The sequence below is a fragment of the Syntrophaceae bacterium genome (assembly GCA_013177825.1).
GTDB lineage: Bacteria > Desulfobacterota > Syntrophia > Syntrophales > PHBD01 > PHBD01.
In genome coordinates, this window is the sequence record JABLXX010000004.1 from 173,195 (window position 1) to 187,439 (window position 14,245).

At 59.1% G+C, this 14,245-nt stretch carries 16 protein-coding genes; 8 read left to right on the forward strand and 8 right to left on the reverse strand.

Features of this window, described 5'->3' with window-relative positions; genetic code table 11:
* Positions 1 to 55 precede the first annotated feature (55 nt).
* Positions 56 to 469, reverse strand: coding sequence for a peptide chain release factor-like protein (locus HPY65_10280; GenBank protein NPU84864.1), 414 nt, complete (start codon positions 467 to 469; stop codon positions 56 to 58).
* 187 nt (positions 470 to 656) lie between these two features.
* On the opposite strand from HPY65_10280, the gene HPY65_10285 reads away from it, so the two are divergent.
* The 3 genes from HPY65_10285 to HPY65_10295 are packed head-to-tail and all read left to right on the forward strand — an operon-like array spanning position 657 to position 5,134.
* A complete protein-coding gene (locus HPY65_10285; protein ID NPU84865.1) occupies positions 657 to 3,086 on the forward strand; it encodes a PAS domain S-box protein in 2,430 nt (809 codons plus the stop codon).
* A gap of 23 nt (positions 3,087 to 3,109) precedes the next feature.
* Positions 3,110 to 4,501: a sigma-54-dependent Fis family transcriptional regulator gene (locus tag HPY65_10290; GenBank protein NPU84866.1), complete on the forward strand. Its 1,392-nt coding sequence runs from the start codon at positions 3,110 to 3,112 to the stop codon at positions 4,499 to 4,501.
* Between the two features lie 48 nt (positions 4,502 to 4,549).
* Positions 4,550 to 5,134: a YihA family ribosome biogenesis GTP-binding protein gene (locus HPY65_10295; protein NPU84867.1), complete on the forward strand. Its 585-nt coding sequence runs from the start codon at positions 4,550 to 4,552 to the stop codon at positions 5,132 to 5,134.
* 125 nt (positions 5,135 to 5,259) lie between these two features.
* Here HPY65_10295 and HPY65_10300 read toward each other — a convergent pair whose 3' ends face one another.
* The 6 genes from HPY65_10300 to HPY65_10325 form a co-directional block, all read right to left on the reverse strand.
* Positions 5,260 to 5,691: an amino acid-binding protein gene (locus HPY65_10300; protein ID NPU84868.1), complete on the reverse strand. Its 432-nt coding sequence runs from the start codon at positions 5,689 to 5,691 to the stop codon at positions 5,260 to 5,262.
* Positions 5,688 to 6,248: a 2-oxoacid:acceptor oxidoreductase family protein gene (locus HPY65_10305; GenBank protein ID NPU84869.1), complete on the reverse strand. Its 561-nt coding sequence runs from the start codon at positions 6,246 to 6,248 to the stop codon at positions 5,688 to 5,690. The genes HPY65_10300 and HPY65_10305 overlap by 4 nt, the downstream gene beginning before the upstream one ends.
* Positions 6,245 to 7,012 carry a 2-oxoglutarate oxidoreductase gene (locus HPY65_10310; GenBank protein NPU84870.1) on the reverse strand — a complete coding sequence of 256 codons (768 nt, stop codon included), beginning with the start codon at positions 7,010 to 7,012 and terminating at the stop codon, positions 6,245 to 6,247. The genes HPY65_10305 and HPY65_10310 overlap by 4 nt, the downstream gene beginning before the upstream one ends.
* Positions 7,013 to 7,046: 34 nt before the next feature.
* Positions 7,047 to 8,144, reverse strand: a complete 1,098-nt coding sequence (gene vorB, locus HPY65_10315; GenBank protein ID NPU84871.1) for a 3-methyl-2-oxobutanoate dehydrogenase subunit VorB — start codon at positions 8,142 to 8,144, stop codon at positions 7,047 to 7,049.
* Positions 8,145 to 8,151: 7 nt separating this feature from the next.
* Positions 8,152 to 8,367 (reverse strand): 4Fe-4S binding protein, encoded by a 216-nt coding sequence (locus HPY65_10320; GenBank protein ID NPU84872.1) that lies wholly within the window; start codon positions 8,365 to 8,367, stop codon positions 8,152 to 8,154.
* An 86-nt stretch (positions 8,368 to 8,453) separates the two neighbouring features.
* Positions 8,454 to 8,957: a UpxY family transcription antiterminator gene (locus tag HPY65_10325; protein NPU84873.1), complete on the reverse strand. Its 504-nt coding sequence runs from the start codon at positions 8,955 to 8,957 to the stop codon at positions 8,454 to 8,456.
* A gap of 82 nt (positions 8,958 to 9,039) precedes the next feature.
* Between HPY65_10325 and HPY65_10330 the strand changes: the two genes are divergently transcribed.
* Positions 9,040 to 10,641 carry an FAD-dependent oxidoreductase gene (locus HPY65_10330; protein ID NPU84874.1) on the forward strand — a complete coding sequence of 534 codons (1,602 nt, stop codon included), beginning with the start codon at positions 9,040 to 9,042 and terminating at the stop codon, positions 10,639 to 10,641.
* On the opposite strand, the gene ribD is transcribed toward HPY65_10330, so the two are convergent.
* A complete protein-coding gene (ribD, locus tag HPY65_10335) occupies positions 10,642 to 11,766 on the reverse strand; it encodes a bifunctional diaminohydroxyphosphoribosylaminopyrimidine deaminase/5-amino-6-(5-phosphoribosylamino)uracil reductase RibD (protein ID NPU84875.1) in 1,125 nt (374 codons plus the stop codon).
* Positions 11,767 to 11,914: 148 nt separating this feature from the next.
* Here ribD and HPY65_10340 point away from each other — a divergent pair, with 148 nt between their 5' ends.
* The 4 genes from HPY65_10340 (at position 11,915) to HPY65_10355 (ending at position 14,218) form a co-directional block, all read left to right on the forward strand.
* Positions 11,915 to 12,646 (forward strand): NTP transferase domain-containing protein, encoded by a 732-nt coding sequence (locus tag HPY65_10340; GenBank protein NPU84876.1) that lies wholly within the window; start codon positions 11,915 to 11,917, stop codon positions 12,644 to 12,646.
* A gap of 34 nt (positions 12,647 to 12,680) precedes the next feature.
* Positions 12,681 to 13,136: a dTDP-4-dehydrorhamnose 3,5-epimerase family protein gene (locus HPY65_10345; protein ID NPU84877.1), complete on the forward strand. Its 456-nt coding sequence runs from the start codon at positions 12,681 to 12,683 to the stop codon at positions 13,134 to 13,136.
* Between the two features lie 12 nt (positions 13,137 to 13,148).
* On the forward strand, positions 13,149 to 13,919 hold the full coding sequence (locus HPY65_10350; protein ID NPU84878.1) for a prepilin peptidase: 771 nt from the start codon (positions 13,149 to 13,151) through the stop codon (positions 13,917 to 13,919).
* Positions 13,920 to 14,047: 128 nt separating this feature from the next.
* The gene (locus HPY65_10355) at positions 14,048 to 14,218 is read left to right on the forward strand and encodes a hypothetical protein (GenBank protein NPU84879.1); all 171 of its coding nucleotides are present in this window, start codon (positions 14,048 to 14,050) and stop codon (positions 14,216 to 14,218) included.
* Positions 14,219 to 14,245: the final 27 nt, after the last annotated feature.

Sequence of the window (14,245 nt, forward strand, 5' to 3'; positions counted from 1 at the left end):
AAAACGGGAGAAGGAGCGCCGCAAATAATGCTCCTTGCTCCCGTTTTTTTTACTCTTATGCATCGTCGGTGTCCGGAGCGGCCGTGCGGAGTCGCTTTTTCTCAGACTGGCGGTGCTTGTCCTGAAGCATCCTCTCTTTGGCACGCTGGGAACGGCGCCGTTTCTGCCGACGGATTCTTTCCCGCTTCTGCCTCTCTTCCGTGAGGAATCCCTTCTGCTGCCTCTCGATCCGATCCAGAAGAATCCGTCGGGCGAGATAGCGATTCAAGGTTTGGGACCGTTCTTCCTGGCATTTCACCGACAAACCCGTGGGAATGTGGACCAGATGCACGCAGGTTGATGTTTTGTTGACCTTCTGGCCTCCCGGACCGGAAGAACGGGTGAAATGCTCCTGAAGGTCGCTTTCGGAAACACCGAGTCTGGCCATCCGTTCGGCCAGTTCCTGAAATTTTTCGCGCCGGACCGTCATGCTTCATTTCCTTTGCCGCCTGCGGCAAGAACTTTTCTGATGAGGGTGCTTACAGCAACACGTTGCCTTCCGTTCATCCACCGGGGAGGAAACCCGGCATCCGGTGCCCTCCCATACTTCCGGAACGTGCAGAGGCCCTGAATTCCTGCAGCATTTTCGGTTGAATTTTTGGAGTCCCCCCTGTAGTATGCCGACACTGGCGGAGTTCGCCATCCGTCGGGAACAGCGGATGGGCCGGCTGGTCCGTCAGGACCGGATCACTCTGGATACCGCCATGGGAAAACCCGACAACCGGATGCTTCAGCGACCCAATATCAAATTTCCCGTCTGGCTGACGACCTTTTTTCTTCTGCTCTTTCTGGTCCTCATGGCATTGACGGTGAATCATGCCCTTCGCAAAGGGGTGGCGGAGCCGTTCAGCCGTCAGGAGCTGACCTTCGCCCTGGGTGCCGCAGGGCTGATCCTGATTCTGTTCGCGGGCGGTATCGTTCTGGCCTACGTGAGCAGGCGCCGGAGATTTGTCCGCGAGGAACTGGAACGGCTGAAGGAAGTGGAGGCCTGGGAGGAGCGCCTCCTCCGTGAAAAGAAGACCGTCGAGGGAATCATCGAGGGTTCCCCCATCCCCACCTTTGTAATCGACCGCGACCACAGGATCATTCTCTGGAACAAGGCCTGCGCCGACCTGACCGGCCTCGATCAGGCCGACATGATCGGCACGGACCGGCAGTATATCCCTTTTTATGGCCCGGGCCAGAAGCGGCCGGTCATTGCTGACCTGATCGTGGATCAGGATATGGCGGGGCTGGAGCAGTTTTACGGCACGAAGAAAGTTCAACCCTCGAAACAGGTGGAAGGGGCTTACGAGGCCAGGGACTACTATGAAAACCTGGGAGGAAAGCCCCGGCACCTCTATTTTCTCGCCGCACCGATCTTTGACGAGAAAGGACAGATCATCGCCGCCATCGAGACCCTCCAGGACGTATCCCAGGAAGTCGAGATGGCGCTGCACCTCAAGGATTCGCAGGAACAGCTGGCCAGGGAAAAAAGAACCGTCGAGGGAGTGATCGAGGGCTCCCCCATCCCGATGTTCGTAATCGACCGTTCCCACCGAATCATCTTCTGGAACCGGGCCCTGACGGAGATGAGCGGTTACGGAAGCAACGAGATGACCGGAACGGACAGGCAATACCTTCCGTTCTACAAAGAGAAGCGACCGCTCATTGCGGACCTGATCGTGGATAACAACATCGAGGAACTGGATCGATATTACGCGAAAAAAATGGTCCGGCCCTCTGCAGTTGTGCAGGGCGCCTATGAGGCCAGGGACTATTACGAAGATCTCGGAGGCAAGCCTCGCCACCTTTATTTTCTCGCGGCACCTATTTTCGATGAAAAAGGGGAGATCATCGCAGCCATCGAAACGCTCCAGGATGTGACCAGGGAAGCGGAGATGGCCATGAACATGAGGGAATATGCCGAGACTCTGGAAAACGAAGTTACGGAGAACGTCAACCTCCGACAACAGATCGAGGCCGTTCATAATTACCTTCGGTCCATTGTCGAGAGTTCACCGGACAATCTCTTTGATCTCGGTCCCGACGGGACGGTGAACTTCATCAGCCGCGTTCCGAAATTCATGAACGGGCTGACAGCTGAAGAGATGCGGGGCCGGCACTTCACAGAGTTTATGGGATCGGAGCATCGAACCGCTCTCCTGACCCGGTTCGAGGATGCGAAAAAGGGGATCTTCACCCCATTTGAAATGGAGGTTACCCTCGGCGACGGGACCAAGCGAAACCTCCTCCTGACGGCCCGGCCGCTCCGCGGTACGGACCGGCTCGTGGTCGTCGAACGGGATATCACCGAATTCAAGGAACTGGAGGAAAAGTTCTACGAAAGCCAGAAGCTGGCAGCGGTCGGCCAGCTTTCCGCAGGCATTGCCCATGAAGTCCGGAACCCTCTTTCGTCCATCAAGATGAGCCTGCAGATCCTGGAGAAACGGCTGCAGCCCACAGGAAACGATCTCAAGCGCTTCAGGATCGCCCAGCGGGAGGTCGAGCACCTGGAGCACCTGGTGAACGACGTGCTCATTTTTGCGCGTCCGGAGGAACCGAGAAAGAGGATGACCGACATCCGCCGAATCCTGGAGAACGCCATGGAAATGGTGGAAAAGTCCCTGGCGGACAAGACCATCCGCGTCGAGTATCGCTTCCCCGAAGCCCTTCCTGCCGTGGCGGTGGACGGAGCCATGCTGGAGCAGCTTTTCCTGAACCTGTACCGGAATGCCATCGACGCCATGGAGACGGGCGGTACGCTTGTGGTAGGCGCCGGGAATCTCCAGGAGAGCGGCAATTCCATGCTGGTCGTGGAAGTCGAGGACAACGGCTGCGGCATCGATGACGAGGAGATGCCGCATGTGTTCAACCCTTTTTTTACCCGCAAAAGCTACGGAACGGGGCTGGGGCTGACGCAGGTCAAGAAGATCGTGGATCTTCATCAGGGAAACATTGAGATCAGGAGCCGCAGAGGAGAGGGGACCCGGGTGATCGTGACGCTGCCGCTTGGTACGGGAAACGGCAAAGCACCCGTTACGGCCGTTGAGAGGAACGGAAATTGAGCCGGATCCAGAGGAGAGACGGAATGGCCAAGATTCTTGTCATCGATGACGACGAATCCATCTGCGAAACCCTCGAGATGTACCTTTCGGAGGAAGGCTATGAGGTCGTGACGGCCAATACCGGGACGACGGGGCTCAACCGATATGTGGAAGGTCCCACCGACGTGGTGATCCTGGACATCCGCCTGCCGGACATCGACGGATTCACCGTCCTGGAGGATCTCCGGGAAGAAAACGAAAACGTGAAGGTGATCATGATTACGGCCCACCACGACATGGACTCGACCATCAAGGCCATGAAGGGGGGCGCCTTCGATTATATCCACAAGCCTGTCAATGTGGACGAGCTGGATGTGGCCATCAAGAAGGCCCTCAAGACCAACGAGATGGAAAAGAAGATCGACGGCCTCCTCATGGAGCCCTCCCGGCGCTTCAAGGTGGGCGATATCATCGGTGCAGGGCGGTTGATGAGGGACATCTTCAAGACCATCGGCGTGGTCTCTCAAAGCAAAACCACCGTAATGATCCAGGGGGAGAGCGGGACGGGCAAGGAGCTCATCGCCCGGGTCATTCACAACAATACTTCTCCCGACGAGCCTTATATCGCCATCAACTGCTCCGCCATCGTGGAGACCCTGCTGGAATCGGAGCTCTTCGGTCATGAGAAGGGGTCCTTCACCGGGGCGTTCACGCGAAAGCTCGGGAAATTCGAGTTGGCCAGGCAGGGGACCGTCTTTCTCGACGAGATCAGCGAGATGTCTATTAATCTTCAGGCCAAACTTCTCCGGGTTCTTCAGGAAATGGAGTTCGAACGGGTCGGGGGCAAGGACCGGGTGCCCGTTCACGCCCGGGTCATCGCCGCGACCAACCGGGACCTGAAAACCCTGGTGGAGGAGGGGAAGTTCCGGGAGGATCTCTATTACCGGCTGAACATCTTATCGATCCGGATCCCCGCCCTACGGGAGAGGAGGGAGGATATCCCTCCACTCGTGGACTACCTTCTGGCGAAGATCAATGTGGATCTTCACAAGCGGATCGTGAGCGTTTCCGAAGACATGATGGACGTCTTCATGAAGTACGACTGGCCCGGAAATGTCCGGGAGCTCGAAAACCTGCTTGTCCGGGCGGCCGTTGTCGCCAAGGGGCAGGTCCTGGGAAAAGGCGATTTCCCGGAACTTCTGGGGGAGCCGCAGCCTGAGGTTACGGCTGGAGAGAAGGCCGAAGAAACAAAGCTTCCGTACCGGGATGCATCCGGGAGGATCATGACCCTGGATGAACTGGAGGAAGACCAGATTCGAAGAATTCTGGCCGATGGGGGCCGGAACAAGGGAGAGATCTGTGAGAGTCTCGGCATCTCCCGGCCCACGTTCGAACGAAAACTGGAGAAGTACGACATCAATTTCGAAAAGGAATGATTCGAGGCGGTCCACCGGCCGGCCGATCGGAACAGGAAAACCGACAGAATGAACAAGTCCAGTCAGTCCATCTTTGCCGGCACAGCCGCGGACCCGTCCCAGTTTCCCCGGGAAGGCCTTCCCGAGGTCGCGTTTGCCGGCCGCTCCAATGTCGGGAAATCATCTCTGATCAACGCCCTTCTGAATCGCCGGAGCCTGGCCAGGACGAGCAAAACCCCCGGAAAGACGCGAGCTATCCAGTTTTTCCGCGTCAATGACGATCTGCTGTTTGCGGACCTTCCCGGGTACGGGTTCGCCCGTGTTGCGCGGACCCTTCGGGAGGACTGGGGGCCCCTGATTGAGGAGTACCTGACGGAAAGGGATCGCCTGAAACTCCTGATTCTGCTTCTGGATATCCGCCGTGATGTCACCCCGGACGATCTGGCGCTTCTGGAATGGCTTGCACTCAAGGGGGTACCGGCGCTGGTGGTTCTTACGAAAATCGATACGCTGTCCCGGACGCAGCAGACGGCGCGGGAGCGAATCATCCGCTCGGCGCTTGGACAGGCGGGTGAATCACTACTGATGGTTTCCGCCCGAACGGGAGCCGGGAAAAACAACTTGTGGGGGGCAATCCGAAGGCGTGTGCTCTAAAAACTTGCTGAAGGAGTTAAGGGATTCGGGATGATCTCGAATGAGAAAAAGGGGGCCGATTTCAATCGGTCCCCTTTTTCTCATTTCAGGACGCAGCAGACGACCGCTGATCAACAGCCTGCCGACTAGAGCGAGTAAATTTCTTCACCCACGATGCGGATCCAGTTCTGCTTCAGAATACGGGACGCTTGCTCGATTTTGTCCACACCCAGGATCACAATGGTTTCCCGGCCGATGCGGTTGATGGTTGTATAGAGGTAGTGGACATTGACGTCGCTGCCGGCCAGGGGCTTGAGGATTGCGTTCATTCCGCCCGGGTGGTCGGGCACCTCCGCCGCCAGGACCGCCGTGACTTCGTAATTGTACCCGAATGTCATGAGAATGGCGGAGGCCCGCTCCGGCTCGTTCACCACCAGCCGGACCATGCTGCTCTCGGTCGTGCTGGCCGTGAGCAGGGCCTTTGCGGTGATTCCCTCGTTGTCCAGCATGTTCATGAGCTTCAGAAGCGTTCCCGGGACATTGTCCAGCAGAACCGAGATCTGGTTGACGATCTTCATCGGCCGGCCTCCCCATCGACGGACTCGAGAAAGCGGAAACCGGCGTCGAAGGCTTTCCGGTTCGATTCGTGCATCGCCTTCTTCTTGCTTCCCATGATGGTCTCCAGGCTCTTCATGTATATCTCCGGCCGGATGATTCCCGTCTTTTGCAGAAATGCCCCCATCATGACGACATTGGCGGCCCTCGGGTTGCCGACGTCCTCAGCCATCTCCGCGCAGGGAATGGCGTAGAAGGTGATGTCCTTTCGGGTCGGCCGGGCCTCGATGATGGAAGCGTTCAGGAACAGGATGCCGCCCTTGGCGAGGCGGTTCTGGAAAGTATAAAGGGATGGTGCGTTCATGACCACCAGGTAATCAGGCTCCGATGCAATGGGGGAGGCGATTTCCTCATCCCCCAGGGAGATCGTACAGTTGGCCGTTCCGCCCCGCATCTCGGCACCGTAGGCGGGCAGATACGTCACATGGAAACCCTGCGTCATCGCCCCGTGGGCGAGGCTGTAGCCCATCATGAGAACGCCCTGGCCGCCGAATCCGGAGAAGATGGTCTTGACGTTCATGACTTCTTCTCCTTCCCGGTTTCTTTGGTGCCGATGTCTTTGAGGACACCAAGTGGAAACTCCTTCGTCATGACCTCGTCGATCCACTTACAGGCATCGACGGCGCTCATCTTCCAGTTTGTGGGACAGGGGGAGAGGACCTCCACCATGCTGAACCCGCGGTTATCCATCTGATACTGGAAGGCCTTCCGGATGGCTCGTTTTGTCTTCATGACCGCCGCCGGACTGTTGACGGTGCAACGTTCGATGTAGGCAGCCCCCCGAAGTTGGGCGAGGATCTCGCTGATCTGAACGGGGTATCCATCCAGGAGAGGCGTCCGGCCGGGGGGAGACGTCGTGGTTTTCTGCCCAAGGATGGTCGTGGGGGCCATCTGGCCTCCCGTCATTCCGTAGACGGCGTTGTTGATGAAAATGATCGTGATGTTTTCTCCCCGGTTGGCGGCGTGGAAGCTTTCGGATGTACCGATGGCCGCCAGATCGCCGTCACCCTGGTAGGAGAAGACGAGATGATTCGGCAGAACCCGCTTGACTCCTGTGGCCAGGGCAGGTCCCCGTCCGTGGGGGGCCTCGACCATGTCTATATCGAAGTAGAAATATGCCAGAACGGCGCACCCCGCCGGGGGGACGCCGATGGAACTGCCGCGCATGTCCATTTCGTCAATAACCTCGGCCACCAGGCGGTGGACGATGCTGTGACCGCACCCTGGACAATAGTGGGTGGGAGTGGGCTTGAGGCTTCTGGGTCTTCCGAAGATCTTTTTCATGGTTTGTCGGATCCTTGACCGGTCGGTCCGGGGATTACGGTCCGAAGGGACCTTCCACAACCTTGAACCGGAGGAAACGGTCCACGTATGCATCCTTCTGCGGATAGCGGCGGGATACCACGTTGGATAGTTCCGCCGGTGTCGGGACGACGCCACCGGGACGGCCGAAGAAATCGATGTTGGCGAATCCCTGGAGGGCGAGTCGAACGTCATCGAGCATCTGGCCTGTACTCATTTCGAAGACGATGAAGTGTTTGATGTGCTCGGACAGCTCCCGAAGTTCGCGGGTGGGAAAGGGCCACAGGCTGACGGGCCGGAACAGCCCCACCTTCAGTCCCATGCTCCGGAGGCGGCGTATGGCCCCTTTGGCGACCCGGGCGGCGGTTCCATAGGCGACGATCATCATTTCCGCATCTTCCGCCTCGTGGATCTCGCAGCGGGTCTCCTGCCGGCTGATCAGATCGTATTTCCGGGCCAGCTTCCAGTTGTGCTCTTCCATTTCGATGGCATCCAGGATGAGCCCGCGGATGAATTTGCTCTTTCCGTCGCCCGCCCCCTTCAGAACGTAGCAATCCGGATACTGCCGGGGCTTGGGTTTCCGGAACACGACGGGTTCCATCATCTGGCCCATCATCCCGTCGGCGAGAATCATCACCGGCGTCCGGTACTTGTCCGCCAGGTCGAAGGCGTCCATGGTCAGATCCGCCAGTTCCTGGCCCGTGGCGGGGGCCAGGACGATGGTCCGGTAGTCGCCGTGACCGCCGCCGCGGGTGGCCTGGAAATAGTCCCCCTGGGAGGGACGGATGTTGCCCAGACCGGGTCCGCCTCGCATCATGTTGACGATCACTCCGGGGAGTTCGCAGGCGGCCATGGAGGAGATGCCCTCCTGCTTGAGGGATATGCCGGGGCTGGAAGACGACGTCATCACGCGGGCTCCGGCGGCGCTGGCTCCGGCGATCATGTTGATGGCGGCGATCTCGCTTTCCGACTGGATGAAGACGCCCCCCTCCGCCTTGCGGAGATGTTCCGCCATGTATTCCGTCAATTCGTTCTGGGGGGTGATGGGATATCCGGCATAGAAGCGGCAGCCCGCACGGATGGCGGCCTCGCCGATCACGCAGTTTCCCTGCATCAGGACCTTAGTCACGGTACACCTCGATGGCCACTTCCGGACAGATGATGCCGCACAGGGCGCAGCCGGTACATTTGGCGCCCTCAACCGATTCGACGGGGCGATACCCTTTTTGATTGAATTCCTTGCCCGGACGTATGTTGCCCTGCTTGCAGGCCTGAATGCAGAGGTGGCATTCCTTGCACAGGTTCCGGTCAATGACTATCATTCCCTTCGGTGCCATTCCGTCTCCTGTAGAGGGGAGAATAGGTAGAAAACAGGAGGGCCTTTATTCAAAAACCGCTCTGAAAGTCAAGGCGAATCTTCGGCTCAGATCTTCGCCACCTGGAATCCTTCCAGCCGGATCGCCACGGAACGCTGGAGGAGTTCAATGGAAACCACGAACAGTTCCTGCTGGTAATCGGCCTTCAGCACGATACCCTCTATTCCCTGGAAAGGTCCGTCGATGATGCAGGCCCTCTCCCCCACCTTCGGGTACTGGATCTGCTGGATCTCCACCCGGGAGACGACCAGGCGCTGGATCGCGTCGATTGTTTCATCCGGGACGGGAATCGGCTCCTGGCTGTTCGGCCGGCCGAGGATTCGGACCACTCCGGATGTCTTAAGGATGTCGAGCCGGATCCGGTTGTCCATCTCCGCTGTTTCGGCAAAGAGATATCCGGGAAACATGGGAACGGGAATCTTCTTCCGCCGGTCTTTGCGCTTGCTCCACACCTCCATCTTCGGTAGAAAGGCGTGGACGGCCTTCTGAGTCAGTCCCAGGCAGACCTTGTCTTCGTGACGGCTTCTCGTATGGATGGCGTACCAAGGCATATCCCGGATCTCCCTCCTGGCTGCCGACGATTCATAGCGCGGTCTATATCAAAGCATCCCGTTTTGCAACGAGGATCGGATCATGAACCTTCGGATCAGCGGACTGGAACTCTCTCTCGGCAAGCCGGAAGCGTCTCTGAAGGGGGAGGTGTCGGGGCTTCTGAACGTCCCGGAAGATGCCATCTCCCGCCTGAGAATCATTCGTCGTGCCGTTGACGCCCGCCAGTCCAGGCCACCCCGGTTCGTTTATGTCGTGGAAGTGAGTGTCCCGGATGATGTCCGCCTGTCCCCGGTGCAGAAAAAAGGAATCACGACGGCCGCCTCTTTACCCGATCCTGTCCCCTTGCCGGTCCCGGCGATCGCCCGGGGAGGTGCCCGGCCGGTCGTCGTCGGGACCGGACCGGCCGGCCTGTTTGCAGCCCTGACGCTGGCCGGAAGCGGTCTTCCGCCCCTCCTCGTGGAAAGGGGCAAACCCGTGGAGGAAAGAATCGCCGATGTTCAAAGCTTCTGGGAAAGGGGAGTCCTTGATCCGGAGAGCCATGTCCACTTCGGCGAGGGGGGCGCGGGGACATTCTCCGACGGCAAGCTCACCAGCCGGTCGAAGAATCCCTATACGCCATGGGTGAAAAGAGTCCTTGTCGATGCGGGAGCGCCTTCTTCGATCCTGACGGATGCCAAACCGCACATTGGTACGGACCGCTTGAGAAAAGTTTTGATTTCGCTGAGGAATCGCCTGATCGAACAGGGTTGTGAGGTCCGTTTCCGGACCGTTCTGACCGATCTGCTCATGCATCGGGGAAAGCTTGCCGGAGTCGTTTTCGGATCCGGAGAGGAGGTTCCTGCGGATGCCCTCATCCTTGCAACCGGCCAGAGCGCCCCGGACGTGTATCGTCTGCTGATGGCCCGGGGAATGTGCCTGGAGGCCAAGCCGTATGCCATCGGGCTCCGCATGCAGCATCCGCAGGACGGGATCGACCGAATCCAGTACGGGAAGTGGGCCGGCCATCCGGACCTGCCTCCGGCGGAGTATTTCCTGGCCGTGAAAACCCCGGTGGGAGGCCGTTCGGTTTACACGTTCTGCATGTGTCCGGGCGGAGAGATCATCGGCTGCAGTTCCGAGGAGGGCGGCGTTGTGACAAACGGCATGAGCACGTGGAGACGGAATGGCCCATGGGCCAACAGCGCCGTTGTCGTGAACGTGCGGACGGATGACTTTCGGGAATTCGGGGAAGGACCGCTGGCAGGCCTCGCCTTCCGCCGCTTCTGGGAAAAGCGGGCCTATAAACTGGGTGGTGGTGGCTTTTTTGCGCCGGCCCAGCGAGTAACCGAATTTCTAAAGGATGGGTCGTTCGATTCCTTGGGTGACGTTACGTATCGTCCCGGCGTTCGGGGAGCGCCTCTCCGGGATGCCCTCCCTTCGTTCGCCGTCGATGCGATCAAGGCGGGCCTCCTGCTTTTCGAGAGGAAGATTCGCGGCGTCGTCTCCGAGGAGGCCATGCTCGTCGGCGTTGAAACCCGGACGTCGTCACCGGTTCGGATCCTTCGCGACGAGAACGGTCGATGCATCGGCGGGGACGGAATCTATCCCTGCGGAGAGGGGGCCGGCTATGCAGGGGGAATCGTCAGTTCCGCCCTGGACGGTATTCGGGCGGCACGGCGGCTCCTGGAGACACGAGCCGGTTGATCAGGTCGCCCCGGCATCTACTGCCGACGCTTTGGGATCCCGCAGAACGCCGTCGAAGATCATATCCTCGCCCCGGCGAAACACCTTCCGCCAGGTCAGGCCGACGGCTTCTTCCATATTGCGGATATTAAGCTCTCCCACCGCGTTGATCCCGCTCCCCAGAATTTTCGGAGCCACGACAACCACGATCCGGTCGGCCAGCCGTTCCTGCAAAACAGATGTGATCACTCCGGCGCCGCCTTCCACGAGCACGGATGTTACTCCCTTCCGGCCCAGCAGAAGGAAGAGTCCTGCCAAATCCACGCGGCCCTGCTTGTCCTCCGGGACATGCAGGATATCGATGCCCTTCCGCGAAACCTGTTGAATCTTCTTCCGGGGGGCGCGCCCGGTCACGGCGAGCATGGTCCTGGCCTCCTCCTGGTCCCGGAGCAGCTTCGCACCCAGGGGGATCCGAAGGCCGGCGTCGACGACCACCCGGAGAGGATTACGCCCTTTGACCCGTCGTACCGTCAGTTCCGGATCATCCTTCAGAACCGTGCCGATTCCTACGAGAATTGCGTCATGGGTGCTCCGCAGCCGATGGGCGAGAGTGAGTGAGGGGGGGGAACTGATCCACCGGGAGTGACCGGTGCAGGTGGCGATCCGGCCGTCCAAAGTCTGGGCGAATTTCAGTGTGACGAAAGGGCGCCCCGTTTCCATGTATGTAAAAAAACGCTCGTTCAGGGCCCGGCATTGGGGAGCCAGTACACCCACGGTCGTCCGGATGCCCGCCTTTTCCAAGGCGGCGATGCCGGCCCCGGCAACGAGGGGGTTCGGATCCGGAGTTCCGATGACGACGCGGGCCGGCCTCTTGCCGATGAGGGCCTCGGCGCACGGAGGGGTTCGGCCATGATGGCTGCAGGGTTCCAGCGTAACGTAGACCGTAGACCCCTCGACGGATTCCGGGGCCTTGCGGAGTGCGTTGATCTCCGCATGCTCCTCGCCGCAGCAGCGGTGGTATCCCTCCCCGATGATCCGGTCGTCCCGGACGATGACGGCACCCACCATCGGATTCGGAGTAACCCGGCAGGCGCCTCTCCGGGCCAGGGCAAGAGCCCTTCGCATGTAACGTTCGTCGCTGTTCATCCGGACCTTCTCCTTCGTCCAGGCAGGCGGTCGCCGACCTATATCATGCACGGCCTGGAAGGAAAAACGCTTTTTGTTGGGCATCCGGGGGATTTATGATATACATCCCGCGCCATTGAAAGAACAGGGCAAGGAAAGGAGATCAGGCATGAAAGGCATCGTACTGGCGGGAGGACTGGGGACCCGGATGCATCCCCTGACGAAAGTGACCAACAAGCACCTCCTGCCCGTTTACAATGAACCGATGATCTATTATCCCATCAAGGCCCTAGTCAATGCGGGCATCGACGAGATTCTGATCGTGACGGGAGGCGGGAATTCCGGCGATTTTCTCCGGCTGCTGGGCAACGGCAAGGATTTCGGACTCAAGCACATCAATTACACATACCAGGAAGGAGAGGGAGGCATCGCCGCCGCCCTGAGCCTGGCGGAGTATTTCTCGGATGAGGACAGAATCATCGTCGTCCTGGGGGACAACATCATCGAGAAAAACATCTGCCGGGCCGTTCAGGCCTTCAAGGAGCAGAAGGATGGCGGCCGGATCCTGCTCAAGGAGGTTTCCGATCCCCAGCGGTTCGGCGTTCCCGTATTCGAAGGGGATCGTATCGTCCGGGTGGAGGAGAAACCCGCAAATCCGGCTTCCTCGTATGCCGTCATCGGCATCTACATGTACGACCACCGGGTGTTCGATTTCATCAAGACCCTGAAACCGTCCCAGCGGGGGGAACTGGAGATCACCGACGTGAACAACTTTTACATCCGGGAAGGAAAAATGGAGTGGGACGTCCTGGACGGCTGGTGGTCCGATGCGGGAACATTCGAATCCCTTCTATACGCCTCCAACATGGTGGCAAAAACAGGGGCGAACCGCCTGGACTGACGGGGTGGGACTAGAGGATGAACCGGGAGGCGTCATGATCGACGGCGTGAAGGTCAAGAAGTTGCGGGTAATTCCCGACGAACGGGGACGGCTCATGGAGATCCTCCGTGCGGACGACGAGATGTTCCAGGCTTTCGGCCAGGTCTACATGACCACCGCCTACCCCGGGGTCGTCAAGGGGTGGCATTATCACAAGGAGCAGTCGGACAATATGGCCGTCGTCCGGGGAATGATGAAGATCGTTCTCTACGATTCCCGAAAGGATTCTCCCACCTGTGGGGAAGTGAACCAGTTTTTCGCCGGGGAGCACAACCCCATCATGGTCCACATTCCGCCTTACGTCTATCACGGCTTCAAGTGCATCTCCGCGGAAGAGGCGATCGTGGTGAACGTGCCCGACCGGGTCTACCGCTACGACGATCCGGATGAATACCGGGCCGATCCCCATGAAAACGATATCCCGTACAGCTGGGACCGGAAGGACGGGTGACGAAAGGCGACCATGGCCGTATTCATGGACATCTTCATCGCTGTAGCGACCGCCTGTGTGGGCAGCTTTCTCAATGTCTGCATCGCCCGGATGCCCGTCGAAGGCCAGTCCATCGTAAAGCCCGCGTCGCGATGCCCCAGGTGCGGGCACCCGATCCGCATCTACGACAACATCCCGATCATCAGCTGGCTGATTCTGAGGGGAAAATGCCGGGACTGCGGGGAGCCCATTTCGTTCCGCTATCCTCTCGTCGAGGGTTTGACCGCCATCCTGGGATTGACTCTTTTCAAACTGTTCGGCCTCGGTCTGCCTTTCCTGGCCGCCTTCCTGTTCGTCTCCGCCCTTGTCGTCATCACCTTCATCGACCTGGACCACCAGATCATCCCCCATGCGATCACCCTGCCGGGAATCCCGCTCTGTTTCCTGGCGGCTGTTTTTATCATGCGTGTTCCGGCGGTGGATTCCTTTCTGGGGATCATGATCGGTGCGGGCACCCTCTATTTCGTGGCCGTATACTTCGAGGCCATCACGGGCCGGGAGGGCATGGGCGGAGGAGACGTGAACCTGCTGGCCATGCTGGGCGCTTTTTTCGGCTGGAAATCGCTTCTTTTCATCATTCTCATGAGCTCCTTGACGGGAGCACTGGCGGGAGTGGGATATATCCTGCTGAAAAAAAAGAACCGGGAAACGCCCATCCCGTTCGGTCCTTTCCTCTGCCTTGGGGCGCTCGGTTATCTTTTCGCGGGGGACCCGTTTCTCCGCTGGCTCCTGACGCGTTCGTGAGGTTCAAAAAGGCTTGACTTCATCGGGTGGTGCGGATAAACGTATCGCCCGGAGCGATAGAACCGGCACCGGAGGAGAGGTCGTTCCCGGACTTGCCGGTGATTGAAGGCTGAAAAAGGGGGCTGTCAATGGGAACGGACAAGAAGTACTGTGCAATCTGTGCATGGAGAGGAACCTGTCAGAAGCGGTTCAGCGTCTCGACGGATGCCTCAGGCAACGTTCATTGTCCCGATTACACGAGGGATCTGGCGATCAAGGACCAGGACGTCGAGGCGGCGAAAAAGAAATTCGACGGATAGGAACGGGATCCCGGCAGGATCCGGGCC